This is a genomic window from Bacteroidota bacterium, from assembly GCA_018266835.1.
Taxonomy (GTDB): domain Bacteria; phylum Bacteroidota; class Ignavibacteria; order Tepidaquicellales; family Tepidaquicellaceae; genus JAFDZO01.
Map to the genome: position 1 here is coordinate 380872 of JAFDZP010000004.1, position 25965 is coordinate 406836.

17 protein-coding genes and 1 rRNA gene are annotated in these 25965 nt (G+C 35.6%); 15 read left to right on the plus strand and 3 right to left on the minus strand.

Features of this window, described 5'->3' with window-relative positions; translation table 11 throughout:
* Positions 1-227 precede the first annotated feature (227 nt).
* The 9 genes from JST55_12890 to JST55_12930 all read left to right on the plus strand — a co-directional run bounded on the left by JST55_12890 (position 228) and on the right by JST55_12930 (position 11237).
* Positions 228-1295, plus strand: coding sequence for an aminopeptidase P family protein (locus tag JST55_12890; GenBank protein MBS1494404.1), 1068 nt, complete (start codon positions 228-230; stop codon positions 1293-1295).
* Positions 1296-1308: 13 nt separating this feature from the next.
* Positions 1309-2586 (plus strand): glycosyltransferase, encoded by a 1278-nt coding sequence (locus tag JST55_12895; GenBank protein MBS1494405.1) that lies wholly within the window; start codon positions 1309-1311, stop codon positions 2584-2586.
* 21 nt (positions 2587-2607) lie between these two features.
* A complete protein-coding gene (gene purD / locus JST55_12900) occupies positions 2608-3894 on the plus strand; it encodes a phosphoribosylamine--glycine ligase (GenBank protein ID MBS1494406.1) in 1287 nt (428 codons plus the stop codon).
* Positions 3895-3929: 35 nt separating this feature from the next.
* Positions 3930-4964, plus strand: a complete 1035-nt coding sequence (galE, locus tag JST55_12905; GenBank protein MBS1494407.1) for a UDP-glucose 4-epimerase GalE — start codon at positions 3930-3932, stop codon at positions 4962-4964.
* Positions 4965-4973: 9 nt separating this feature from the next.
* Positions 4974-5912 (plus strand): methylmalonyl Co-A mutase-associated GTPase MeaB, encoded by a 939-nt coding sequence (gene meaB, locus JST55_12910; GenBank protein MBS1494408.1) that lies wholly within the window; start codon positions 4974-4976, stop codon positions 5910-5912.
* A 31-nt stretch (positions 5913-5943) separates the two neighbouring features.
* Entirely contained in the window at positions 5944-6459 is a 516-nt protein-coding gene (locus tag JST55_12915) for a hypothetical protein (protein ID MBS1494409.1), read from the plus strand.
* 113 nt (positions 6460-6572) lie between these two features.
* On the plus strand, positions 6573-8726 hold the full coding sequence (locus JST55_12920; protein ID MBS1494410.1) for a peptidylprolyl isomerase: 2154 nt from the start codon (positions 6573-6575) through the stop codon (positions 8724-8726).
* A 138-nt stretch (positions 8727-8864) separates the two neighbouring features.
* The gene (locus JST55_12925; protein MBS1494411.1) at positions 8865-9596 is read left to right on the plus strand and encodes an outer membrane beta-barrel protein; all 732 of its coding nucleotides are present in this window, start codon (positions 8865-8867) and stop codon (positions 9594-9596) included.
* A 9-nt stretch (positions 9597-9605) separates the two neighbouring features.
* Positions 9606-11237 carry a S8 family serine peptidase gene (locus JST55_12930; GenBank protein ID MBS1494412.1) on the plus strand — a complete coding sequence of 544 codons (1632 nt, stop codon included), beginning with the start codon at positions 9606-9608 and terminating at the stop codon, positions 11235-11237.
* Here JST55_12930 and JST55_12935 read toward each other — a convergent pair.
* Positions 11234-13081 (minus strand): B12-binding domain-containing protein, encoded by a 1848-nt coding sequence (locus JST55_12935; protein MBS1494413.1) that lies wholly within the window; start codon positions 13079-13081, stop codon positions 11234-11236. The two genes, JST55_12930 and JST55_12935, sit on opposite strands and share 4 nt — an antisense overlap.
* 60 nt (positions 13082-13141) lie before the next feature.
* Positions 13142-13609 (minus strand): hypothetical protein, encoded by a 468-nt coding sequence (locus JST55_12940; GenBank protein MBS1494414.1) that lies wholly within the window; start codon positions 13607-13609, stop codon positions 13142-13144.
* A 56-nt stretch (positions 13610-13665) separates the two neighbouring features.
* Between JST55_12940 and JST55_12945 the strand changes: the two genes are divergently transcribed.
* Both JST55_12945 and JST55_12950 read left to right on the plus strand, forming a co-directional pair.
* Positions 13666-15222 carry an amidohydrolase gene (locus JST55_12945; protein ID MBS1494415.1) on the plus strand — a complete coding sequence of 519 codons (1557 nt, stop codon included), beginning with the start codon at positions 13666-13668 and terminating at the stop codon, positions 15220-15222.
* A gap of 9 nt (positions 15223-15231) precedes the next feature.
* A complete protein-coding gene (locus tag JST55_12950; protein ID MBS1494416.1) occupies positions 15232-16878 on the plus strand; it encodes a M1 family metallopeptidase in 1647 nt (548 codons plus the stop codon).
* Between the two features lie 2 nt (positions 16879-16880).
* Here the strand turns inward: JST55_12950 and JST55_12955 are convergent, their stop codons facing one another.
* Positions 16881-17405, minus strand: a complete 525-nt coding sequence (locus tag JST55_12955; protein MBS1494417.1) for a DinB family protein — start codon at positions 17403-17405, stop codon at positions 16881-16883.
* 134 nt (positions 17406-17539) lie between these two features.
* Between JST55_12955 and JST55_12960 the strand changes: the two genes are divergently transcribed.
* From JST55_12960 to JST55_12975, 4 genes are all read left to right on the plus strand, one after another.
* Complete coding sequence (locus JST55_12960) at positions 17540-18499, plus strand: MarR family transcriptional regulator (protein MBS1494418.1); 960 nt, start codon at positions 17540-17542, stop codon at positions 18497-18499.
* Positions 18500-18584: 85 nt separating this feature from the next.
* On the plus strand, positions 18585-19883 hold the full coding sequence (locus tag JST55_12965) for a S41 family peptidase (protein ID MBS1494419.1): 1299 nt from the start codon (positions 18585-18587) through the stop codon (positions 19881-19883).
* Between the two features lie 468 nt (positions 19884-20351).
* Positions 20352-24686, plus strand: coding sequence for a S8 family serine peptidase (locus JST55_12970; protein ID MBS1494420.1), 4335 nt, complete (start codon positions 20352-20354; stop codon positions 24684-24686).
* A gap of 978 nt (positions 24687-25664) precedes the next feature.
* Positions 25665-25965: ribosomal RNA gene (locus JST55_12975) — 16S ribosomal RNA — on the plus strand; the annotation flags it as partial.

Consider the following 25965-nt stretch of genomic DNA (forward strand, 5'->3'; position numbering starts at 1 on the left):
TAAATTTTAATGGGTTCAAAAACACACAAAAGGTAAAATTACCTGTAATCCTCAAAAATGTCAATGTAAATAGAGTAGGTTTAAAGCAGGTTTAATCTATGTAAAAGATTTATTTAAGCAATATAAATTAGAATTTTATTGCAGATACAAATCGTATGTTAAGTCAGTATTTTCAAATTGAAAAAGCCCTTCAAAATGGGTATCTTGCTTATTACCTATTTAATATTATGGATAGAATATCGGCAGTAAAGGGTAATTTCAAAGCGCTGGGAATTGACTCCCTCCTCGTTAAAAATCTCTCAAATATCAGATACTTATCGGGCTTTTCAGGAAGCGCAGGGGCTCTGCTTCTTACTAAAGATAAAGACTATTTTATATCGGATTTCAGATATAAAACTCAGTCCAAATCCGAAGTCTACGATAATTTTAATATTATAATATATAAGCAGAATTCCTACGGATACATTGCAGACCTTATAAAAAAGCATCAATTAAAGAAAATCGGCTTCGAATCTAATTTTTTGACTGTAAATGATGCAGAAGGACTAAAAAAAGAATTCGCTCCCGTAAAATTCATCGGAGTAAATAGTTTAATTGAGAAATACACTTCACAAAAGAACGAAAGAGAAATTGAACTTACTAAAAAAGCAGTTGAGATAACGGACAGAGTGTTTTCAAAAATCCTCTCTATTATAAAGCCGGGAATGACTGAGAACGACATCTCAGCAGAAATTTCTTATTATCATAAAAAATACGGCGCATCGGGAGATTCATTTGACCCGATAGTTGCATCAGGTGTGCGCAGCGCTTTTCCCCATGCAAGACCGACAAACAAAAAAATCGGTAATAACGAATTAGTTACATTAGACTTTGGCTGCGTAGTTGAAGGAATGAAATCGGACATGACAAGAACTATTGCATTCGGAAAAATTCCTGCCGAGTGTAAAAAGATTTATGATATAGTTTTGGAAGCACAGAAAAGAGGAGTTGATGCAGTACGCGCAGGTATAACTGTAAAGAAACTTGATTCATATTCAAGAGGATATATCAAATCAAAAGGATACGGAAATAATTTCGGGCATGGACTTGGACACGGGCTCGGATATGATATTCATGAAGGTCCTTCTATAAATCCAAGAACTGACTACAAACTTTTAGTTAATAATATTGTAACAATTGAGCCGGGAATTTATGTCGAAGGCTTAGGCGGCGTGAGAATAGAAGACGACGTTATTGTTAAAGAGGGCGGCTGCGAAATTTTAAACATCAGCCCTAAAGAATTAATTACTCTATAATTTTAGAATTTATTTGAATAAAGTACTTATAATAGCTTATTACTTCCCGCCGATGGGTATGGGAGGAGTTCAGCGAACGTTGAAGTTTGCAAAATATCTGAAGGAGTTTAACTGGCAGCCTGTTGTGCTTACAGATTCCCCTAAAAAATATTTTGCAGTGGATAACTCGCTCCTTCATGAGGCTCTCGATAGCGGAATAATTATAGAGAGAACAGGACCAAAAGATTTTGACCCTTCGAAGATAATTATCAAAGCTCCCAATGAAAAAATGAGAAAATTGAGAAGCACTGTTTCTCAGTTCTTTTTTATTCCCGATTCAAAAATCGGATGGAAGAAAAAAGCTCTCAAAAAAATTGACGAGATATGGTCTAAATACGGAGGTTTCGATTTAGTATTTGCTACTGCTCCGCCTTATACTGATTTTTTAATAGGACAGGAAGTAAAACGTAAGTATAAGATTCCGTTAGTAATAGATTACAGAGATGCGTGGGTTGATAGCCCGGTGCTGAATTCATATCCTACTCCATACCATAAGCTGAAAAATATGCGACTTGAAAAAGGTGTGCTTCATAATGCGAACAAAGTTATCACAACAAACCGCAGAGTGAAGGAATATATTATTTCACGCTACGGTAATATAGAGTATAACGATATAAAAATTATATCGCATGGATTTGATCCCGATGATTTTGAGAAAGCTTCACATTCGGAATTGCCGGTAACAAATAAATTCAGAGTATCTTATTCGGGAAGTTTTTATACAAGAAATCCGAAATTCTATTTCGAGGCAATAAAAACTTTTGTTGAAAAATATCCTGAGCTTAAAGATAAAGTTGAGTTTTGTTTTATAGGTACTTTCTCAAAAGAGAATTTACAGATTGCAAAAAACTTAGGAATAGAACCTTATTTAAATATAACAGGATACCTTGAGCATGTTGACTGTGTAAAGTATGTGATGGCATCGGATGTGTTGTTCCTAATGATTTCCAGAGGAGAAAATGAAGATGCAGCAATGCCCGGAAAAGTCGGTGAATACATCGGCAGCAAAAAGAATATAATTGCATGCATTCCTGAAGGTGTTACCAAGAAAATGCTTGAGAAATATAATGCAATAAAATTTATCAACGAAGAAAATCCCGCTGAAATAGCAAAAGCAATAAAAGAATACTACGATGCAAAACAGCATGATAATATGCCAAGAGCAAACGAAGATATGCTTACCGAATATGACAGAAAGAACCTCACATATGAACTTGCAAAAGAATTTAATCTTTTAAAAGATATTGACTAACTGACTTTCGATTTTTCTTCTATGAAAATCTTACTTATTGGTAACGGCGCACGCGAGAATGCCTTAGCTTGGAAGATTTCAACCTCACCTTCATTTAAAAGTACAAATTCCGTTTTATACTCAGCACCCGGAAATCCCGGAATAAATAAATTTGCGACGGCAGTTGATATTCACTCCACTGATATAAAATCATTAAAAGAATTTGCTATAAAAGTGCAAATTGATTTTACTGTAGTAGGACCTGAAATTCCATTATCCCTTGGTATAGTGGATGAATTTGAGAAGGAAGGCTTGACAATTTTCGGACCGAGAAAATCTGCAGCGGAAATAGAAACGAGCAAGGTCTTCTCCAAGGATTTAATGCAGAAGCATGGCATTCCTACCGCTCAATACAAAGTATTCACCACTGAAAATTTAAATGAGTTAAATCCTTTCATTGAGAAAATAAATTTTCCGGTTGTAGTGAAAGCAGACGGCTTAGCTGCCGGTAAAGGCGTTATTATCTGTAATAATTCTGAAGAAGTGAATGCATGTGTGAAGGATCTGACTGAAAATAAAATTTTCGGTGAATCAGGATTAAGTTTTGTTATTGAGCAGTTCCTGACCGGCAATGAAGTTTCCTTATTTGTAATTACTGACGGAGAGAACTATACAATCCTTCCATCTGCGCAGGATTACAAAAGAATATTTGAAGAAGATAAGGGAAAGAACACAGGTGGTATGGGAGCGTTTTCTCCGGCTCATAAGTATTGCGATGAAACAGTTCTGAATAAAGTTGAAGAGAAAATTATTCAGCCTACCCTTACTGCTTTAAAAAAGGAAGGGAGAGAATACAAAGGGTGTTTATATGCAGGATTGATGATAAGTGAGGACAAAGAACCTTATGTAATTGAATTCAACTGCCGCTTCGGCGATCCTGAAACGCAGGCAGTGCTTACTTTAATAGAATCTGATTTTCTGCAATTACTAATAGCATCAGCAGAAGGAAATTTAAAAGATTATGGTCTTGTTGTTAAAAATGCTTTTGCGGGGTGCGTAGTACTTGCTTCACTCGGTTATCCCGATGAATATAAAACAGGAATGCTGATTGAAGGATTGAATGAAGTTTCAGATAGTATATTAGTTTTCCATGCGGGGACAGTTGAAAGAGAAGGTAAAGTTTATACTCACGGAGGCAGAGTGCTTTCTGTAGTTTCTTCCTCTGAAAAATCTTTTAATTCTGCTTTTGAAAATATATATTCAGCAATAGAAAAAATCGATTTTGAAAATAAATATTTCAGAAGAGATATAGGCAATAAAGTTTTATAAATAGTTTTGTAAACGTTTTCATAAAGTATATAGATATGGCAAAAATATTAGTTACAGGCGGCGCAGGATATATCGGCTCGCATACAGTCGTTGAGTTAATGAATGCCGGATTTGATGTTGTTATAATAGATAACTTCTCAAACTCCGATGCATCTGCGCTTGGAGGAATAGAGCAAATCACTGGTAAAGCTCCGGCTTTTTACAATATAGATCTATGCGACAAGGAAGACCTGAACTACTGTCTTGAAAAGGAAAAAGATGTCGATGCAATAATTCACTTTGCTGCATTTAAAGCAGTTGGTGAATCAGAAAGATTGCCCATGAAATACTACAACAATAACGTTGTTGGAATGGTAAATCTTCTCGACTGCATTATAAAAAATAAGCTTAACAATTTTGTGTTTTCTTCGTCATGCACAGTTTATGGCGATGCTGATGAATTGCCTGTAACAGAAAATTCTCCCATGAAACGCGCTGAATCCTCTTACGGATTTACAAAACAAATCGGGGAAAGAATGTTATCTGATGTTTCTAGAGCAGACGGACTCAGAGTAATTTCGTTAAGATATTTTAATCCTATAGGTGCACATGATACTGCTATAATTGGCGAGCTTCCCATCGGAGTTCCCAACAATCTTGTTCCATTCATTACTCAAACTGCAATCGGATTAAGAGAGCAGCTTACAGTATTCGGAAATGACTACGATACAACTGACGGAACAAATATCCGTGATTACATTCACGTAGTTGATTTAGCCAAAGCGCACGTAAAAGCAGTTGCAAGATTAATTGAAAAGAAGGCTGAAGATAATTTAGAAATTTTTAATTTAGGTACGGGAGTAGGAAACTCCGTGCTTGAAGTCGTGAATACTTTCGAAAGAGTTTCAGGTGAAAAATTAAATTATAAAATTGGTGCAAGAAGAGCCGGCGACGTTGTTTCAATTTATGCAGATACTAAAAAGGCCGGAGACATTCTTGGCTGGAGAACTGAAAGGGACTTAGCAAATGCTCTTTCAACTGCATGGAAGTGGGAGCTCGCTCTCAAAGAAAAAAGAGAAATTAATAAATGAAGAAGCACAATGATAATAGACGATAATTTTTTAGAAAGAGTTTACAGCAGCGATAAGAGGGCAATTGCCAGGGCAATATCAGTTGTTGAAGATGAATCAGAAGGGCGAGAGGAAATCCTACGCAAAATTTATCCTAAAACTGGACGTGCATATAAAATCGGAATCACGGGTCCTCCCGGAGCAGGGAAGTCAACTCTTACAAATGCACTTGTAAAGCTATTAGTATCTCAAGGGTATAAAGTGGGAGTTATTGCAATTGACCCGACAAGTCCCTTTACAGGAGGTGCATTGCTTGGCGACAGAATCCGCATGACAGATATCGGAATGCTGGACGGAGTTTATATCCGTTCCATGGCTACGCGCGGTTCGCTGGGCGGACTAAGTATGAACGTTGTTGAAGCATGCGATGTTCTCGATGCATCAGGTAAGGATTTTATTTTAATTGAAACTGTCGGCGTTGGTCAGTCAGAGCTTGATATTGCAAAGACGGCTGATACCACAATTGTTGTTCTTGTACCCGAATCAGGCGATGCTATTCAGGCAATGAAGGCGGGACTTATGGAGATAGCCGATATATTTGTTTTAAACAAATCAGATAGAGAAGGCGCTGACGGAGTTGCTGCAACTCTAAAAAATATAATTCACTTAAAACCTCCAACGGAAGATAACTGGATTATAAATGTACTGAAGACAGTCGGCAGCTTAAATAAAGGTCTTGAAGAATTATTAGCAGAGATATTAAAACATAAAACTCATCTTGAAGAGTCAGGCTGGCTTAAGAAGAAAAGAATTTCTAATCTTACAAAAAAGATATACGAGTTAGTCCATAACAGACTTGATTACACTTTCTGGAATGATGAAAAAAGAAAAACACTTGCCGATAATCTTGATGAGCTTTACGAAAAGAAACAGGACCCGTATTCATATGTGGATTCTTTGATGAAGTAAATTTGAAATAAATTGAAGTAATTGGAAGTAAATGAAATTATTTCATATCAGTGAAGAGCCCGATATAAAAATTTTCTATCCGAGACCATCTCCGCAGAATTATGACTCTATAAATGGAGATGTTGTTTTTGCAATATCTGATGCAATGCTTCACAATTATCTGCTTCCACGCGATTGTCCCAGGGTTACTTATTATAAAGGACCTGAAACTTCTGAAAGAGATGGAACAAATTTTTTCGGAGACAGTGAAGCGGATTACATAATTAATGTTGAGCAGGATTGGAAGGAAAGAATAGAGAAAGCTGTTCTTTATAAATATGAAATGCCTCCGGAAAATTTTATTCTGCTTGATAAGACTGCAGGATATTGGATTTCATATAAAGAAGTAATTCCGTTATCAGTTATTAAGTTAAGAAATTTACAAATTGAAATAAGTAAAAGGAACGCAGAATTAAGATTTTCAGATAATTTACAGCAAATAGCCGATAATGTGAAGGATTCAAGTTTAAATTTTTCAATTATTCGTCTGAGAAACGCGAAATTATAACCTGTTTTTTACCCTTTAAATGAATTGATTTTCCCTCCCAAAACCTATAACTTTAAGGTTTATTCCGCAAAATTTCAAATATTTATACATAATTAAGGAGTTCATTATATCTAATGGCAGATCATAGAAAAGAGCAAAAGCACTACAATACAGGAGTTATGAATAAATTACGGGACAAGATGCCTGTGATTATCATAATCGTTATCGTTGCATTCTTAGCGACAATCGTTTTTGAATGGGGTATGAACCTTCTTGGCTTAAGAGAGGACAGACAGCTTTTTGCTAAAGTTAACGGAGAGGAGATAACTTATCAGCAGTTTGAGCAGGCAGTCGAGCAGCAGGCAAACCAAATGCGCCAGCAAAACAACGGTAAGGATATCGACGATGCTCAGATGCAGCAGATAAGAGACCAGGTATGGAACGGGTTAATTACCCAAAGTATCACCAGAGATGCATTGAAAAAATATAATATCACCGTTAGTGATAAAGAAATTTTGGACTGGATATATAACAGACCTGACCAGCTTCCTGACCCTATAAAGAAAAATTTTATGGATTCAACGGGAACATTCAACGTCGGCTTCTATCAGCAGGCACTTGGCATGAAAACAAAGGAAGCAACTCAATTCTGGTCACAAGTTGAAAATTACCTTCGCGAAGTTCTTCAATCTGAAAAATTACAGTCAATACTTACAGCAGGAGTACGTGTAACTGAAGCTGATGTATTACAGAAATATAAGGATGATAAAATTTTTGCAAATATATCATATACGGCACTGGATCAGAGTATGGTTACAGATACGAACCTTAATAACCCTTCTATCGAAGAAATGAAGAAATATTATGATGAGCATAAAGATGATTTTAAAGTTGATGAAAGTGTAAAATTTAAATATGTTGTATTTTCAGATGCTGCAACTGCGGAAGATACAGCAGCTACTCAAAAATTACTCGAAGTATTGCTAAAAGATTTTAAGACAGCTGCAATCGAAGATTCAAGTTTAATAAGACTTGTAAACGATAATTCAGTTTCTCCTTATAGTGATGCATTCCAAAAACCAAATTCTTTAGGTCCGGATGCAATGAAGTTTTTATTTTCCGCAAAACCGGGTGATGTTTCAAATATTATTATGGGAAATGACGGATATAAAGTTATGAGACTAATAGACACTAAGGAAGGTGAAGATACATATGTAAATGCTTCACACATCTTGGTTAACTTTGGAACAGATACAGCTGCGGCTAAAAAGAAAGCAGAAGAAATTTATAAAAGAGTTAAAGCAGGCGAGGATATTAATACGCTTGCCCAGCAGTTATCAGATGAGCCGTCAGCTAAGACACAAAAAGGTGATTTAGGATGGTTTGGTAAAGGAGCAATGGTAAAAGAATTTGAAGACGCTTCATTTGCCGCTAAAGACGGAGAAATTGTAGGACCGGTTAAAACTCAGTTCGGTTTCCATATCATTCAGGTAAAAGGAAAGTCTAAAAAAGAATTTAAAGTTGCTGAAATTAAAAAACCTGTTACTGCCGGAGCAAGAACAAAAGATATTGCGAAGAAAAAAGCTGAAGGATTCTATCTTGATGTTGATAAAGGCGGAAACATTGATACACTTGCAAAGCAAATGAATCTTACATGCACAACAACTGCCGATGTATTGAAAGACGGATTTATTCCGGGCGCAGGTCAGAATAAGAAACTTATGAAGCTGGCTTTAGACAGTAAGGCAGGAAAAGTATTTGAGCCGTTAAAAGTACAAGGTGGTTACGGAGTTTATAAGCTAATTGATAAAACTCCCGCAGGTTACAGAAACTTCGACTCAATAAAGACAACTATGGTAAAGCCAAAAGTTGTTGAGAAGAAGAAGTTTGCAGTTCTTAAACAAATGGCAACAGACTTAAGAGCAAAGATTCAGAATAACGATATTAAAAGTTTAAGTACATTAACACCTCCTTCAGTAGTTGAAACAGCAGATAGCGTTTCAGTATCAAAACCGGCTGCGAAAATCGGACAGGATTATGCTGTAACAGATGCAATTTTCTCAATGAAGCAGGGTGAAATTTCTCAGCCTATAAAAGGAACAAGAGGATATTATTTAATTCAGTTGAATACTGTGACGCCATTCAATCAGGAAGATTATTTAAAGGCATACAACGATATAAGAAACAGCCTTCTGATGCAAAAGAAACAGTCAGTGGTTCAGGAATGGCTGCAGAAAATGCAGAACGATGCTGATATAATTGATAACCGTGACAGGTTTTTCAATTAATATTTTTTAATTCATATATTATTAAAAGGCAGGTTACTGAAAAGTATCCTGCCTTTTTTATTTTACATGAACATTCTAAGTGTAAGACTACTATTCATCGTTCATTGATATTGAATTATAATTTTGATAATATAAGCAATGTTAAGGTTCATATTTTTATCACTTACCCTTATATTTCCCTCTATATTATTTTGTCAGAATTCTGCACCTCATATTCCATTTTTCAGTAATATTATTGTATCCGGTTCGCTGAATTATGTTTCATCTGCGACAATTCAGCAGGCACCATATTCTTCCGATTTAATAGAGCGAAATTCTTCTTTAGATGTTTCCGGCGGTTATGGCTACGGATTTTCGGTGAGGACAAAAATATTGAGAAACGATTTATTCTTAGGTATTTCAGCAGAGTTTATAAAAATTCAGGATAATGATGCTGTATTAACTTTGGAGGGCGATACAAGCTTTGCAAGAATAAAACTATCTGAAACAATAACAGCTTATCCTGTTGAATTAACTGCATATTTTAATATTCCATCTTTTCAGCAGAACCTGAATATCTATTTAGGAGGCGGAATTGGCATGTATATGGGGGACAGAATAAGGAAAATACAGAACTTTCAGAGTGAAACTATTTCAAAATCTTTTGGTTTAAGCTTAGTAGTTCTCAGCGGAATTGAATATTATTTTGAAAATAATTTTATGAGTTTTATGGAGTTAAGATTCCGCGACGGTGAGTATGATGTAAAATCGAAGTTTCCCTTAAGCTCAATAAATGTTAACGGAGCAACTTATTCTTTGGATAAAGAAATGAATTCAAAAATTTTTCTGGATGGCTTAAAAATCAGTTTTGGCTTAGGCTACAGATTTTAAAATAAAGAGATGAAATTAATTTACACTGCTATATTTCTTATTTGCACTCAGATTTTCATTACTGTACCTACTAATTCTGAAGAGTACGACAGGCTCCATTATAAAACAGAGAAAGTTATCGTTAAAACTAAATCTGAGTTAAAAATTTCAGAAGCCACCGGAAAAATTTCCACTCAAACAGGAATCCCTTCCTTAGATAAAAAAATTGAAACATATACCATAAATAAAATAGAACCTGTATTCAAACAAAATAACGGCGATGCTGAATTATTTGAAAAACTGGGTATGGGCAGAGTTTATATTTTCTATTTTGATACATATAATTCCAAAACAGTTGAAAGCGCAGTTAAAGATTTTTCATCGGATAACTCAGTTGAATATTCCGAACCTGCATTCATTGGTGAGGCTGCCGGGAAAAAAGAGTTCAATTTATCTTTCATTCCAAATGATGAGATGTTTTCAAAGCAGTGGTATTTAAACAATGAAGGGCAGATAGCACCTACAGGCAGAGGAAATGCAAAGATAGGCGCTGATATTAACATGATAAATGCCTGGGATATAGAAAAAGGAAGCGATAAAATTATTGTAGCAATTTTAGATTCAGGAATTAAAGATGACCATCCCGATTTAAGAGCAAGAATGTGGGTGAATACGGAAGAAATTCCGGATAATGGAATTGATGATGACGGGAACGGATATGTAGATGATTATAAAGGCTGGGATTTTGCCTATGACGATAACACTCCTACTGACGGTTTCGGGCATGGTACAAACATAGCATCAGTTATAGGATGTTCTACCAATAATGTAATAGGATTTGCAGGAATAAATCTGAAATGCAAACTTATGAACTGCAAAAATCTTAGCTCAAATAATAACGGTGAATATATCTGGTGGGCACAATCAATCAAGTATGCAGTTGATAACGGCGCAAAGATAATTAACATGAGTGAAGGCGGTTCTGATTTTTCAAAGACATTAAAGACTGCGGTTGATTACGCAATCGAAAAAGACGTTCTTCTTTGCGCAGCTATGATGAATAAAGGTGATGACCAGGATTATTATCCTGCAAGCTTCAAAGGTGTGTTTGCAATCGGTGCTACCGATACTGATGATAACAGATGCTTAAGATTTACATGGGGCGGCGGCTCTTGCTGGGGAAAACATATTTCAGTTGTTGCTCCCGGGAATAAAATTTATGGTCTGGATTATGAAAACGTGAATAGTTACGAATCCATGTGGAGCGGGACATCGCAATCTACAGCAATTGTCAGCGGAATAGCTTCATTATTGCTCTCGCAAAAATCATCACGCACAATGGATGAGCTGAAAAAAATAATTACAGCCACCGCAAAAGATCAGGTCGGAGACCCCCGTGAAGATAAACCGGGTTGGGATAAATATTATGGATACGGAAGAGTAGATTGTTATGCAGCTTTAACTTACGGTTACATGCCGGTACAAACAAAGAAAAAAGACGATGAAATAAAAGTAACTGATGAAGATGACCAGAACTTATCCAATGGGAAAAAGAATGATATCGTTCCTAAAGCCAAAAGAGTTCAGAAAAAAGATGAAACTGAACAGCCCAGGGAAAGTAATGCCGATACACCTGAACCATCAAAAGGAAGAAATCCTTAACGTACAAAGAAATATTTTGCTTCAGGGTGATGTACTACAATTGCATTAGTTGTCTGCTCAGGTACCATCTGGAATTCTTCAGTAAGCTCTACACCTAATCTTTCAGGTCTTAACAGTTCAAACATCTGTTTGTTATCTTCAAGGTTTGGGCATGCAGGATAACCGAATGAATATCTTGAGCCCTGATAACCCTGTGAGAATAATTTCTTAATATCGGGTGAGTCCTTTTCAGCAATTCCCAATTCCATTCTTATAATTTTATGCCAGTATTCTGCAAGAGCTTCAGTAGTTTCAACAGCGAACCCGTGGAAGTATAAATAATCCTGATAACGGTTTGCTCCGTACAACTTCTGTGCATGCTCTGTAGCTTTTTCACCGACTGTTACAATCTGAAATGCAGCAACGTCAAGCTGTCCCGAACTTTTCGGTTTAAAGAAATCACTGATACAAAGATGCCTGTCCTTATTCTGTCTCGGAAAATTAAAGTGCTGCCATTCCTCAACATCGTCAGGAGTCAATTTTGTGAAGTCATAATTTTTCCATTCGCTGTGCAGTTCTTCCTCGCTAATTCCTTTAGGCTTATATACAATAAGTTCATCATCATAAGACTGACACGGAAAATATCCGTAGATAACTTTTGGAGTTAATAAATTTTCTCTCTTGCACTGAAGCTTAAGCTCATTAAATACAGGAATAATCTGTTCATCAATTAATTTTTTATATTCTTCTTCAGACGATTTTCCTTTGTAAACATTCCAGCTTCCTCTGAACAAAGCAACTTCGTTAATGTAATTATAAATTTTATCTAATCTTATATCTGTAACCATCTTGCTCCCTAAGAATGGAGGCGCAGGTACAGGTGCATCGGTGCTTACATTCGATTTTCTTATAAATGCTTTCTTCTCTTTATCGTATGCAATTTCCTTTTTGAAATCTGCATCTTCTTCCTGTTTCTTAATAAGATTTATGGAAGTATCCATTGATGCGCCGATATCAGTTTTTTCTTTTTCAAGAAGCATATCGGGAGGCAATTGTGTTCTTCCTCGCGGGTCAATATAAATTGGAAGTTCGGGACGAACGCCTTTTCGTTTATGCTCAACTATAGATGCCATGAATTTCAATCCGTCGAATGCATCGTTAGCATAATAAACATCGCCTTTATAGAGCGCTCGTAAATCTCCCTCAACAAATCTTTTAGTTAATGCAGCGCCGCCAAGGATTACAGGAATTTCCAGACCTCTTTGATTCATCAGTTCAAGGTTCTCTTTCATAATGGCAGTTGATTTCACAAGCAGGCCGCTCATTCCAATTGCATCAGCTTTATGCTCCTCGTAAGCAGCAAGCATTGTTTCTATAGAGCATTTTATTCCAAGGTTTATAACTTTATATCCGTTATTAGTTAAAATTATATCAACGAGATTTTTACCAATATCATGGACGTCTCCTTTAACAGTAGCAAGGATAACAATTCCTTTTGAATTATCGCCTTCAACTTTATCCATGAATGGTTCAAGATAAGCAACTGCAGTTTTCATACACTCGGCAGACTGTAATACAAAAGGAAGCTGCATTTGACCGGAACCGAATAAAACCCCTACGGTTTTCATACCATCGAGAAGAATATCATTTATGATTTCCAGAGCCGAATATTGTTTGAGAGCGGCTGCTAATTCATTATCTATACCGATTTTATCGCCATCAATAATTCTGTTCTTTAGCTTTTCCTCTATCGGGAGATTTACATCGTTAGATGTATCTCTTTTTTCTGTTTTCTTATCTGCATAGTACTCCATTAACTCCTGCAATGGATCATATACGCATTTTATATTCTTTGTATCTGTCATAAAATTATTTAAGCTTTCAATTTAATAACTATCCATGTATAAAAAAATGCAATTAGTAGTTTATCCGCTTCTGGTAAATAAAAACTCCTCCTTAATGGTGTTATCTTCACGCTTTATAATCCGTGCATGAAGCTTATCTCCTTCAAATTTATAGCTAACCTTATTTTTATCAGTTTCACTTTCGTACAAAAGCTCATCACCTTCAGTTTTCACTACTTCCAGTTTTATTTTTCTGTCTTTAATTAAAGCTATAAAATAAAATTTACCGTCATCTTGTTTTGCCAGCTCCATAATTTCTTCGAAGACAACTTCGCCTTTCTGAATCATTTGGCTTTTTCCTTTGTACAAAGTATCACTTACTTTTTCCCAGGTTTCATACATCATTGCACCGTCATATTTTATTTCCCATTTTCCAATGAGTTTATCCATTAAAGCTGTATTGATTGTCTGACTCATAACTGAAGAATTTAAAATTAATAAAAATAAGAGGGGAAGGTAAACTACTGCTAAATTTTTTATTTTAATCATAATATTGCATATCAATATTAATTGATACTTTTTAAATTATGATTACAAAAATTAAAATGAAAACCCTTTTTTTAAATTCAAAAATATGGCTTAAAAAGAATTATTTTGCAGAGTCATTGGGAGTTGATTCAGACACCGGAAAAATTATCTTTGTAGGACGAGAAAAAGATGTATTAAAATCTGAATATGATGAAGTAATTGATTTGAACGGAAAAGTTATGCTGCCTGCATTCAATGATAACCATGTTCATTTAGTTAAAGGTGCTCTGGTAAGCTCAGAACTGAACTTAAGAAATGTATTAACATCGGAAGAATTTAAAAAAGAAATATTAAATTACCGCTCCAACTTAAAACCCGGCAAATGGATTCAGGGAGGGTACTTCTCTGATTCAAACTTTACTGAAAAATTTACAATTGATAAAAATTTTCTTGATGCTGTTTGCAATGATGTTCCCATCTTCATTTCAAGATTTGATATACACTCATGCTTTGTAAATTCAAAAGCTCTGGAGTTTGTAAATAATTTTGAAGGTCATTCTTTCAATCAAGATGAACTGATAAGAGATGCGGACGGTAACTTAACAGGTGAATTAAAAGAGCGGCCGATGTATTTTTTGCAATCAATGATTCCTCAAAAAACTCTTGAGGAAAAAGCTTCTGATGTAAAACAACAGATATTTGAGTTTCATTCGATGGGAATAACGGCAATATCCGATATTACTTTAACAGAAGACCTGGATATTTATGAATATTTGTTGAACAAAGGTGAGCTCAATCTGAATATAAATTCTATTCTTCCATTTGAAGAGTTCTATAATATAGATAAGCATAAAGAAAGATTTGCAAGTTTTAATCAAATCAAATTCAGATGCTTCAAAGCATTCTATGACGGTTCTCTTTCCAGCCGTACTGCATATTATTTCAAGAATTACAAAAATTCCGATATGCGGGGAATTAGAACTGAATATATTAACTCAGGTGATTTTCATAAAACAGCTTTGGCAATTGATAAAGCCGGCTACCAGATGGCAGTCCATGCCATAGGGGATTTATCGGTCAGCGAGCTTCTTGATCTCAATGCCGAACTCGATTTAATACACGGAGCGAGAAACAGAAAATTCAGAATTGAACATGCGCAGCACATTCAGCCCGATGATTTCCGTCTTTTTGATGTATTAAAAATATTAGCGTCAGTGCAGCCATCGCATTTATTTTCAGATGCATCAACATCACATGAGCTGAGAAATGATTTTGAAACAACACATAATTATTCAGAGCTTCTTAAATACAGTGTTAAGCTATGCTTCGGAACAGATTTCCCTATTGTATCCGCTTCGCCATTTGAAACGATATATTACGCAATGACTCGCAAAGCAAAAGGATTTGAAAACGGATTCACTCCCGAGTATAGCATGAATCTTTACGATTGCCTTGATGCATATACTGTTAACAATGCTTACGGTTCAAATGAAGACCACGTTACAGGAGCTCTTCGTACCGATATGCGCGGTGACTTAATTGTACTTAACGAAAATATTTTTGAATCAAATGCAGATGATATCCGTTCTATAAAAGTAGATATGACCTATAAGAACGGAACAAGAGTTCATTAACGAACGCATATGAAAAAAATTAAGTTTGTAATTGCTCTCTCACTGCTGCCTCTTTTGATTGCCTCATGCACTTATTTACCATTCTTCAATAAAGTTAAAAATCAGTTCATACAAAAAGAACGCATTGATGATGCTTCCATTATTAATGAGCAGAATAAATTTGATGTGCTTGAAAATAAACTGAAGTTCAGATTTAATATTCCTAAAAAAATTCTTTTCGGAGATGTAACTACTGTGTTCAGAGTTCTTTCTGATTCACTGAATAAAATCTATCTGAATTTTTATGATAACATGATTATCAATTCTGTTAAATCTAAAAATGAAAATTTAATTTACAATAGAGATAACAACTATCTTATAATCGAAAGAAAGTTCAGTAAAAATGATACTGCTGCAATTGAAATAAATTATTCAGGCACTCCCGAAACAGAAGGATTCTCTTCCTTTGACTTCACAACGATTGGTAAAGCAACAAACGTGTATTCGTTGAGCGAACCAAACTACGCTCCTACATGGTGGCCATGCAAGGACAGAATAGATGATAAATTCTTTGTGAGTATTGAAGCGGAATATCCCGATAGTTTAAAGCTTGCAGCACAGGGAAAATTAATTGAAAGAAAAGAAGAGAACGGACTGATAAAAGAAAAAAGAAAATCTGAATATCCTATTTCAACATATCTCGTCTCACTTAATCTCGGAAAATTTTCTCACTGGTCAGATATATACACAACTCAGGATACATTATGCTCAATGCCTGTAAGTTATTATGCTTTTCCTGCCTATGAAGAAGATGCAAGGATTGACTGGGCGCGAACTCCAGAAATGATAAATTTTTATTCATCAATTTTCGGTGAGTATCCTTTTGTGAATGAAGGATACGGAATGGCAATGTTCGGATGGATAAACGGTGCAATGGAGCATCAGACAATTTCCAGCATGGGATATAATACTGTAACCGGAAATCAGGTGTTCGATAAAATTGTTGTGCATGAGCTTGCTCACCAGTGGTTTGGTGATGCAGTCACGCCTGTTTCATGGAAGGACATCTGGCTGAATGAAGGTTTTGCAACTTACGCTGAAGCGTTATGGGTTGAATATAACGACGGCAAAGTTTCATTATCAAATTATATGAACAGACTTGATAACGGTTATTTCTATGGAACACTTTATAATCCCGAAGTAAATTTGTTCGGTCCCACTGTTTATAATAAAGGCGGCTGGTGTTTACATATGCTGAGAGGAGTAACGGGAGACTCATTATTTTTTGATATTCTGAGAGATTATTACTCACGTTACAAATATAAAAATGCATCGACAACAGATTTCAAAGTTGTATGTGAAAAAATTTACGGTAAGGAACTTGATTGGTTCTTCAACGAATGGATAATTAAAGGAACGGGGAGACCGGAATACGAGTGTAATCTGAAGCAGAATGGTTCGCGATTTGAAATAAATCTTAAACAGATTCAGTCAGACGATGTATATAAAATGCCGGTGACATTCAGAATTGAAACTCAGTCGGATGTTAAGAATTTTACTTTTTTTAATAACGAGAGAGAACAGGTTTTCACGGGAGAAATTCAGGGCAAAGTGAAAAAATTAACACTCGACCCTGATAATTATATTCTGAAAAAAGTAAAAAAGGTTACTTACTAAAGTTACTTTTTAAAATTAGCAATATATCTTTCTTTTAAGATGCTGATGTGATGTTTAGTGTGACCGCTGATTATATAAGCCAATGCGCGGACAGAAACAGGCGAGCCGTTTGCAGTCCCTCTTAAAGCCAGTCTTTTTTCATCAAGGCTTTTAAACAATTCAATATTTGCTCTTCTCAAAGCCGTAAACTCATCAAGTAAAGAGGCCATGCTTCTGTTATCGAAGTTTCCGTTTTTTACATAGAAATTTTCTTCAAATCCTGAAAGCGGAGTTTTATCTTTTCTTGAAATTCTTAATGCTCTGTATCCGAAAATTCTTTCTGCATCCATAATATGTCCGAGCAGCTCTTTAACGCTCCACTTAGCTTTTGCGTATCTGAAAGTCTGATGAGGTGTTGTAACCGAACCGAATGATTTTTTTATAAGCAGAATCTGATTCTCGAGGGATTTTATAACATCGTTATCCGTATTTAAGTCAATATAGTACTTGTAATATGAGGCGCTTTCGCCTGAAGCAGGTTTTTTCATTTTTGATTTAAAATTTGTAAACAAATTTATGTAATATAATTTTCATTTGAAATTTATTTAATCTTTGATAGATTTAAAAATATACATAAGCCCTTATGAAACCTTTTATGGTTTTAAACGTCAAATTAATATAAATGAAAACTAATGTAATAAGAAAAGCAGGAAAACTTGCCCTAGCTACCAGAATAAAGCTTCTTGCTGAGAAAATGCTTCAGGACGGCTCGGAAATTTACAAGTCTTTGAATATAGATTTTGAACCGAGATTTTTTGCAGTCTTTTATCTTTTAAAAGATTATCCGTCACTTTCCGTGACTGAAATTGCGCATCATATAGGAATTTCACAGCCTGCGGTAACGCAGATTCTGAATTCGATGATCAAAAAAAATCTTGTGAAGATGATAAAAGATAAAGTCGATACAAGAAAAAAAATAATTACGATCTCAAAAAAAGGCGAGGCAATGCTTCCGCAGCTTCTGCCGTTATGGAAAGATTTTGAGGAAGGAGTTGGTGAAATTTTTACAAGATCTAATATAAATATTCTTGATGTACTCGATAAAATAGAAAGCGCAATTGATGAAAAAAGTATTTTTGAAAGAGTTACTGAACGTGTGAAGAATAGACTGAGACAAAACGTAAAAATTATAAAATACAGTCCCGAATACAAAAATTATTTTAAAAATCTGAATCTTGAGTGGTTGAATCATTTTTTTGAGGTCGAACCGGTTGACAGAAAAATTCTGAACAATCCCGAAAGTGAAGTAATAGATACAGGGGGAATGATTTTTTTTGCATCGATAGACGATGAAATTGTAGGAACATGCGCCATGATAAAAACGGATGATACTTTTGAACTAAGCAAAATGGCAGTAACAGAATCTGCAAGAAGCAAACAGGCAGGTCACGTGCTTTGCGAAGCTGCGATAAATTTTGCTAAGGATAAAAAAGTGAAATCGATATTCTTAAGCACAAGCCCTAAGCTTGCTGCAGCAGTAAATCTTTACACCAAATTCGGATTTATACCCGAGGAAATTTCCGAAAAAAATAAAAAATACAAAAGAGATACTTTCAAAATGGTACTTGCACTGGAAAGTTAGTGCGACTACTGAAATGTTCACTTGTCTAATGATTAATACTTAAACTAATTTAAAAATGAAAACTATAATCTTAACCTTACTAATTATGCTGGCATTTAAAACGCAGGCACAGCAGATGCCGCCGCAGGTAAAGCTTGATTCCAAAATGAAATCTGAAGCTGTAACAAATCTCTCAAAAACACTTATTGAAAATTATATATTCCTGGATTCAGCTAAAAAAGTTGAAGCGCTACTAAATGCGAATTTGAAAAACGGTGTCTATGACAATATCGAAGATCCCATGCAGTTTGCACAGCAGATAACAAAAGATATTCAGTCAATTACACATGATAAACATTTACGCTTCGGATTTAATCCCGGCATGGCAGCTGACTTATTAAAAGGCGGCGATGACGACGAGAACAATCCCATTCTTCAGAAGAAATACGAAGAAGAAATGAGACAGGGAAATTTCGGATTTAAGAAAGTAGAAATCCTTAACGGTAATATTGGCTACTTAGACCTCCGCGGATTTAACGATGCAAGGATTGCTACCGAAACCGGTGCTGCTGCAATGAATTTTCTTTCTAATGCAAATGCTGTAATAATTGATTTACGAGAGAACGGCGGCGGTGACCCTAACATGGTAAAATTTCTCTGCAGCTATTTATTCGACAGCAAAGTTCATCTGAATGATTTATACTACAGAAAGAAAAATGAGACAGAGGAATTCTGGACACTTGAAACAGTTCCAGGTAAAAAACTGACAAACATGGATGTGTATGTGCTTACTTCTCATTTCACATTCTCCGGAGCGGAAGAGTTCACCTATAATCTTAAAAATCTAAAACGCGCAACTATCATTGGTGAAAATACAGGTGGGGGAGCAAATCCCGGCGGACCTGTCCGAATTTCTGAAAATTTTATCTGCTTTGTTCCTACAGGAAGAGCAATAAATCCTATTACAAAAACCAACTGGGAAGGAACAGGCATTGCTCCCGATATAGAATGTAAAAAAGAAGATGCGCTTACAATTGCACAGATAGAAATTTTTAAGAATCTCATATCAAAATCAAACTCGGAAGAACAGAAGCAGCAGTACAAATGGAACATTGAACCTCTCGAAGCAAAATTAAATCCTGTTACTGTATCCTCAGAAGTTTTACAAAAATATGCAGGAGATTACGGTCCGAGAAAAATTTATTTTGAAAATAATCAGCTGATATATGAAAGACCCGGAGTGCTGGGCAAAACAAAACTTACTCCTATAAGAGCAGATTATTTCACTCTTGAAGCAAGAGATAATTTCAGAGTTAAGTTTAATACTGATGCTTCAGGCAATGTTATTTCGTTGACTGGAATGTACTCTGACGGAGTGCAGGAAGAAAACAAAAAAGAAAAATAATTTTGATCGCCCGCGAAAGCGGGCGATTTCCTTTCAAACTAACCTACTTTTCAAATAAATCCAAAAGTATCGCGAAAATTTTTTTATCGAAAATAAATAAATGTTAACTCAGAAACTTATTCTTGCATTATGTAAAGTTGATTTTATCTTCATGTTTTCTCTTATATATAATTGAACACAATCTGCCTCTTTTTTACTCCATTCTCATGTCAAGTATTTTTTTACTTTTTCTCCCCATTACTACTAATGAAATTTCTATTTTGTAAATTAATTTCTGTAAGAATAAATTTATTAGTTTTTATATTCTAAAATTTCGAAAACAAATTTTCGAATCAGAGGGCAGAAAACTAATAATATTCAAACAGATTTAAAATATTTCTCACTTGAATTTATCCCCTCAAAACATAAAATTTATACTAAACTTCAAAGAAAAATTATAGCTCTTTATACCTCATTTAACCACACTTAATGTCTTTTTATCATTCGTATCACTATAAGAAGTTAGCAGTAATAGTTTTGTTTTTTATTTTCACCGCTTTCTCATTCTCCTCATTTGCGCAGACTTCACAGGTGATTATAAAGCTGAAGCAAAACGCTCCGCAGGAATTATTGAATTCATTCAAAAATAATTCTCTTCGTTCCGATAAATATACTCTTACAAAAACTCTTGCTAAATTTAATGTTACCGATTCGAAATCTTTAACTGAAAAAATTCCTGCTGCAACATTGTTGAATTCTGCTATTGGACTCGATAGAATTTTCATTCTGAGTGTATCTAAAAATGTTTCCGATAATCTTGTTTCAGTTCTCTCTAAAAATGAATTTGTTGAATACATAGAAACAAACAGAATTCTTAAAGTTGAAAATATCTCCGATGACCCGAACGACACTTACTATTCAAATCAATATTATCTTCCTATAATAGGAATGAATACTGCATGGGGAATTACGCAGGGAGATTCTAATCTTGTAGTGGGAGTTGTAGATACAGGTTTAGATTTTCTCCATCCGGATTTGCAGAATTCTTTTAAATTGAATTACGGTGAAATGGGACTTGATGCACTCAGCAGAGACAAACGTTCCAACGGAATTGACGATGATGGAAATGGTTTTACTGATGACTGGCGGGGTTGGGATTTTACCGATGAACCTTTTACAGGTGATCCGAGAAGAGGGGACTATCTTACTCCAGATAATGACCCTACAGATGACAATAAAAATTCTCACGGCACAGCGGTAACAGGAATTATAAATGCTTCATTCAATAACGCACTCGGAATTTCTTCAATAGCTCCTAAGTGCAAAGTACTTGTGCTGCGCGCATTTGATGCAGAAGGATATGGTGAAGAAGATGATGTTGCAAGCGCAGTTCTTTATGGAATTTCACAGGGAGTAAAAATTTTTAATTTCAGTTTCGGTGATTATGTGTACAGCAATCTTTTGAAAGATGTTGTAAAATTTGCTTACTCAAAAAATGTAACAATAGTTTGCTCGGCAGGTAACGACGGAACGGACAGACTGCATTATCCGTCTGCATATGATGAAGTAATTTCAGTGGCAGCTTCTGCTCCCGATGATGCAAGATTTTCATCTTCTTCCTATGGGGCGACGGTTGATATATACGCTCCCGGCTTTAATATTTTTACAACAATGCGCAGAGGTAAAGGCAGCACACAATACGGCGGGGACTATGACTATATAAACGGAACATCTTTTTCATCTCCAATAATTGTCGGTGTAGCGGCATTGATGAAATCAGTAAATCCGAATCTTACCAATGAAGAAATAAGAGGAATACTTGTTGCTAACACTGCTTTGTTCCCAAATCAAAACGGATGGAATAATTTATATTCATCCGGAAGAGTAGATGCGTTTAAGTCATTACAGAATGTTTCGTATCCTTCCATTGCAAGAATTCATTTTCCTTTTCAGGATTATACAACTTTCAGAGATACTGTTCCTATTTGTATTTCCGCAGCGTCACCCTTGCTGCAGTCATACTCAATTTATTATTCGGTAGGATATCAGAGCGAGAACTGGATTCCGCTTCTAACAAATCAGGCATCACAGGTACTGAATGACACAGTTTACAGGTGGAATATTTCTTCTCTGCCGGATACTGCATATACATTGCGCCTGGCAATTAATAGTAATTCAGGAAGAACAATTGAGCACCGTCAGGTAATTTTCAAAGATAAAAATCCCCCGCAGATTTCCGGTATTACATCTGGAAGTATCATAGATAAAAATACTACATCTGAGCTGATTGCATTCAGCACGAATAAAAGAACGCTCGGTAAAATTTATTATAAAAGAAAAAATGTAAGCGAGCCGTTTAATTTTATACTGGCTGATGTAGGCACTCCTAACATAGGATTTATTTCAGAAGTACATTACGGAATTATCAGCAGTGATAATTTATCACCGGGCACTGAATACGAGTATTACATTGAAGCGCAATCGCTTAACGGAAAGACGGTAACATTTACTGATTCACTTTTTTCGTTTATAGCGGGTAATCAGATTAACCAATACGGGTACAGCAAAAAACCTTATTCATTATTCAATGCACAGTCATGTTATTCTATAGTTGATATAAATGGAAACGGGCAAAAGGATATTTTACTAAACGATATTAAGAATAATCTGAAGCTTAATGCATATCAGTTCTCAGGCGGTAGCTTCTCTAGAATTTCAAATAATAACTGGGGCGATTACAAAGTAGCGCGTGATATAGCCGATATAAACGGAGACGGTAAGTTTGATTTGCTTACATCCCAGCAGAGAAACGGATTTCTTTATACTCAATCTTCTACTACATCAATGCCCGACGTATTGATATGGAGTGATTCTTCCAATAATAATTTCTGGTCAGGGAGGATTGCAGAGACTGACGGCGATAACAAAAAAGAAATACTCGGCTTTGGCGATAAAAATTTTGCTTTAAGAATTATAGAAAACACCGGCGGAAATAATTTTGTTGAGAGTGCAAAGCTGCCTTATTACCGTTCAGGTGAGCTGCTCTCAGAAGCAAGTTCGCAGAATGTTATCGTTGAGGATTTTTTCAATAACGGTAAGAAGGAAATAGTTTTTACAAACTCATTTGAATCTTACTCGACCGATTTACCTCAGACTGCAATAATGGTATATGCAAATACCGGTGATAACACTTACGCGAAAATATTTGTAGATAGTACATACCGCTCCATCAGAGCAGATAATATTATCTCAGGTGATTTTGACGGAGATGGGGTAAAGGAGTTTGCAGTAGGTTCAGTCAGCAACAACAACGACCTGCTCCAGTACTATGAGCTGCTTGTATATAAACCTGTCGGAAATACTTTCCAGTTGTGGGATGTAGTGGATATAAACGGATATAAATCTTACGTGGAGACTTCAACCCGTTCAGGTGATGTAGATGCCGATGGCAAGGATGAAATTTTAGTTAACACCGGAACGAACTTTTATATACTGAAATATAATTCTGCCAAACAGCATATCGAACCTGTTTATTTCATGGGAGATATAAATACCGTTAATCAGATTGTATATGACTTCGACGGCAACGGTGTGAATGAAATCGGTTTGAACACGGTGAACGATACATTGTTCTTCTACGAGAAGAATACGAATTATACGGGACCTGCAACTCCCGGCAACATTAATGCATACAGCACGGACTCCAATGCAGTGCAGATAGATTTTGCAGCGGTGCAGGGAGTAAACTATTATAAAATTTACAGAGCTAATACAGATTCAAATCAGAATTTTGTTTTGTATGATTCTGTTACAACTCCGCTGTACAAAGATATAAACGTAACGAACAGAAAAAATTATTATTACAAAATTTCTTCTGTATCAACATCGGCAGGATACAAAGAAAGTTATTTATCAAATGCAGTCAAAGCTTATGTTCATAATAAGGCAAAGATTGTTTCTGCGAAGTCAGAGAACAACGGTTACATAAGTGTGAAGCTGTCGGAGAATATTCAGTCAGTCATCCCCAACATGAATTCATTTGTACTCGCAGGAGTTGGTAATCCCGATAACATTGCAATAAAAAATTCAAATGAATATCTGCTGATTTATAATAACAGATTAGCGAACGGAAATTATAGTCTGAATGCAGTTGGTCTCAGGGATTTTTATAATTCTCCTGTGGATTCATCATCAGTAAGTTTTGCAGTCGCTCAGTTTGATTCAGTGAAGTTCTTTATAAAGTCAGTTGCGCTTATTGATAAGTATAAACTGAAAGTTGAATTTAATATGCCGGTTGATTCCACAACGGGATTTAACCGAGGCAATTACAATGTTACTCCGTTTGATATAGGAGTGAACAGTATTTCGTTCGATGCAAACCGTTCGATAATCTATCTTAATCTCGAGAACAAAGCAGTTATAGGAGCCACAGGGAAGACATACATACTTGCAGTGAAGAATGTGTACTCTTCAAGCGGAGTGAAGCTTGTAGAGGGTGCTGGAGGCAGCTTCGGGCTGATATTCAATAAGGAAGATCTGAAAGATGCTTATGTATATCCTAATCCGTGGAATCCAAATCTCGGGCAGGATTATATTACCTTTGCAAATCTTACAGTCTCAGCGAACATAAAGATATACGATCTGAACGGTAATTTTATAGCTGAAATAGACGAAAAGGACGGTAACGGCGGCGCTGAGTGGAATTTAACGGATAGGGCAGGAACGAAAGTCGCTTCCGGAATTTATATATTCAGGGCATCAGGTAAGAATTCGCAAGGCGCAGATGTAGATGAGAAGATAGGAAAGTTTGTGATAGTGAGGTGATTGATTAACCAAGAGGACACAGAGATATTCACAAAGAACACAGAGAAAAACAAAATAGATCAGAATAAACAAACACCCCTACGTCTCAAACCCCTGTTTGGGACGTAGAAATGATAAAGAATTATAATCAATTAATCGCGTTATAAACTCTATACCCTTCCTTACCAAGGAGGGGTAGGGGTGGTTTAACAAAAGATATGTTTCATAAATACATATAATCCCTTCTGGCTCCCCTTTATAAAAAGGATGAATAATAAAATACCTCCAATATGTTCTCTCACGATACAAACTAAGTTGTTCCTTTTTTATTCCCGCGCATTATCTTAAAGCAAAAAACAGATAAAATTTTCATTTAATTTTTTAAAAAATTTCTAAAGTTTGTCAAATTTGTGTAAAATTTTTTTTAATCAAAAAAATCCTGTGTTTTCTGTTTATCTCAATCCATGATCTTTCTGGTTAAATAAAAGCCGCAGCATCACAGTTTTTATTTCGCAAATAGCTGTAATTTTGCAGAAAATTAACATACTGATAACACATAATTAAAGTATAAATATTACCGTTCACAGAATTTGAACTTTTATCATTTTGCAGTAGTTATACATCGTACACCATCGTTTTTTATTCATAATCAGAGCGCATTCTAACTTTTCGGATAGCAGGTCTATCCCAAAATTTGTGCCTAAAAGAAATTACATATTCTTATTATATTTGTAATTCAATCGAAAACGCATCAAAAGTTACACAGAAAGTTCTTTAACAAATCCGAAAAAAAAGTTCAGAAAGTTACGATAAGTAACTTGACTTTTTAAAGGATTCTTATTAACTTTGTAATTCGTGCAAAAAACGATCAAAAGTTCTTTAAAATATACCAATAATTTTAACACAAGCTTTTATATTTAGCTATATAACAAGTTTAGTGCGCAATTTGAGAAAAAGTTAAAACCTTGTAGCTTAGGAAATCAAACAAACATTTTTATTACAATGGAGAGTTTGATCCTGGCTCAGGACGAACGCTGGCGGCGTGCTTAATACATGCAAGTCAACTTGACTTTAGGTAGCAATATCGAAAAGTAGGGTGGCGCACGGGTGCGTAACGCGTAGGTAATCTGCCCTAAGGTCTGGCATAACCTATCGAAAGGTAGGCTAACATCAGATGATATATAATCACGACATCGTGGAAATATCAAATCTTCGGAGCCTTGGGATGAGCCTGCGTCTGATTAGGTAGTTGGCGGAGTAATAGCCCACCAAGCCTACGATCAGTAGCTGGTCTGAGAGG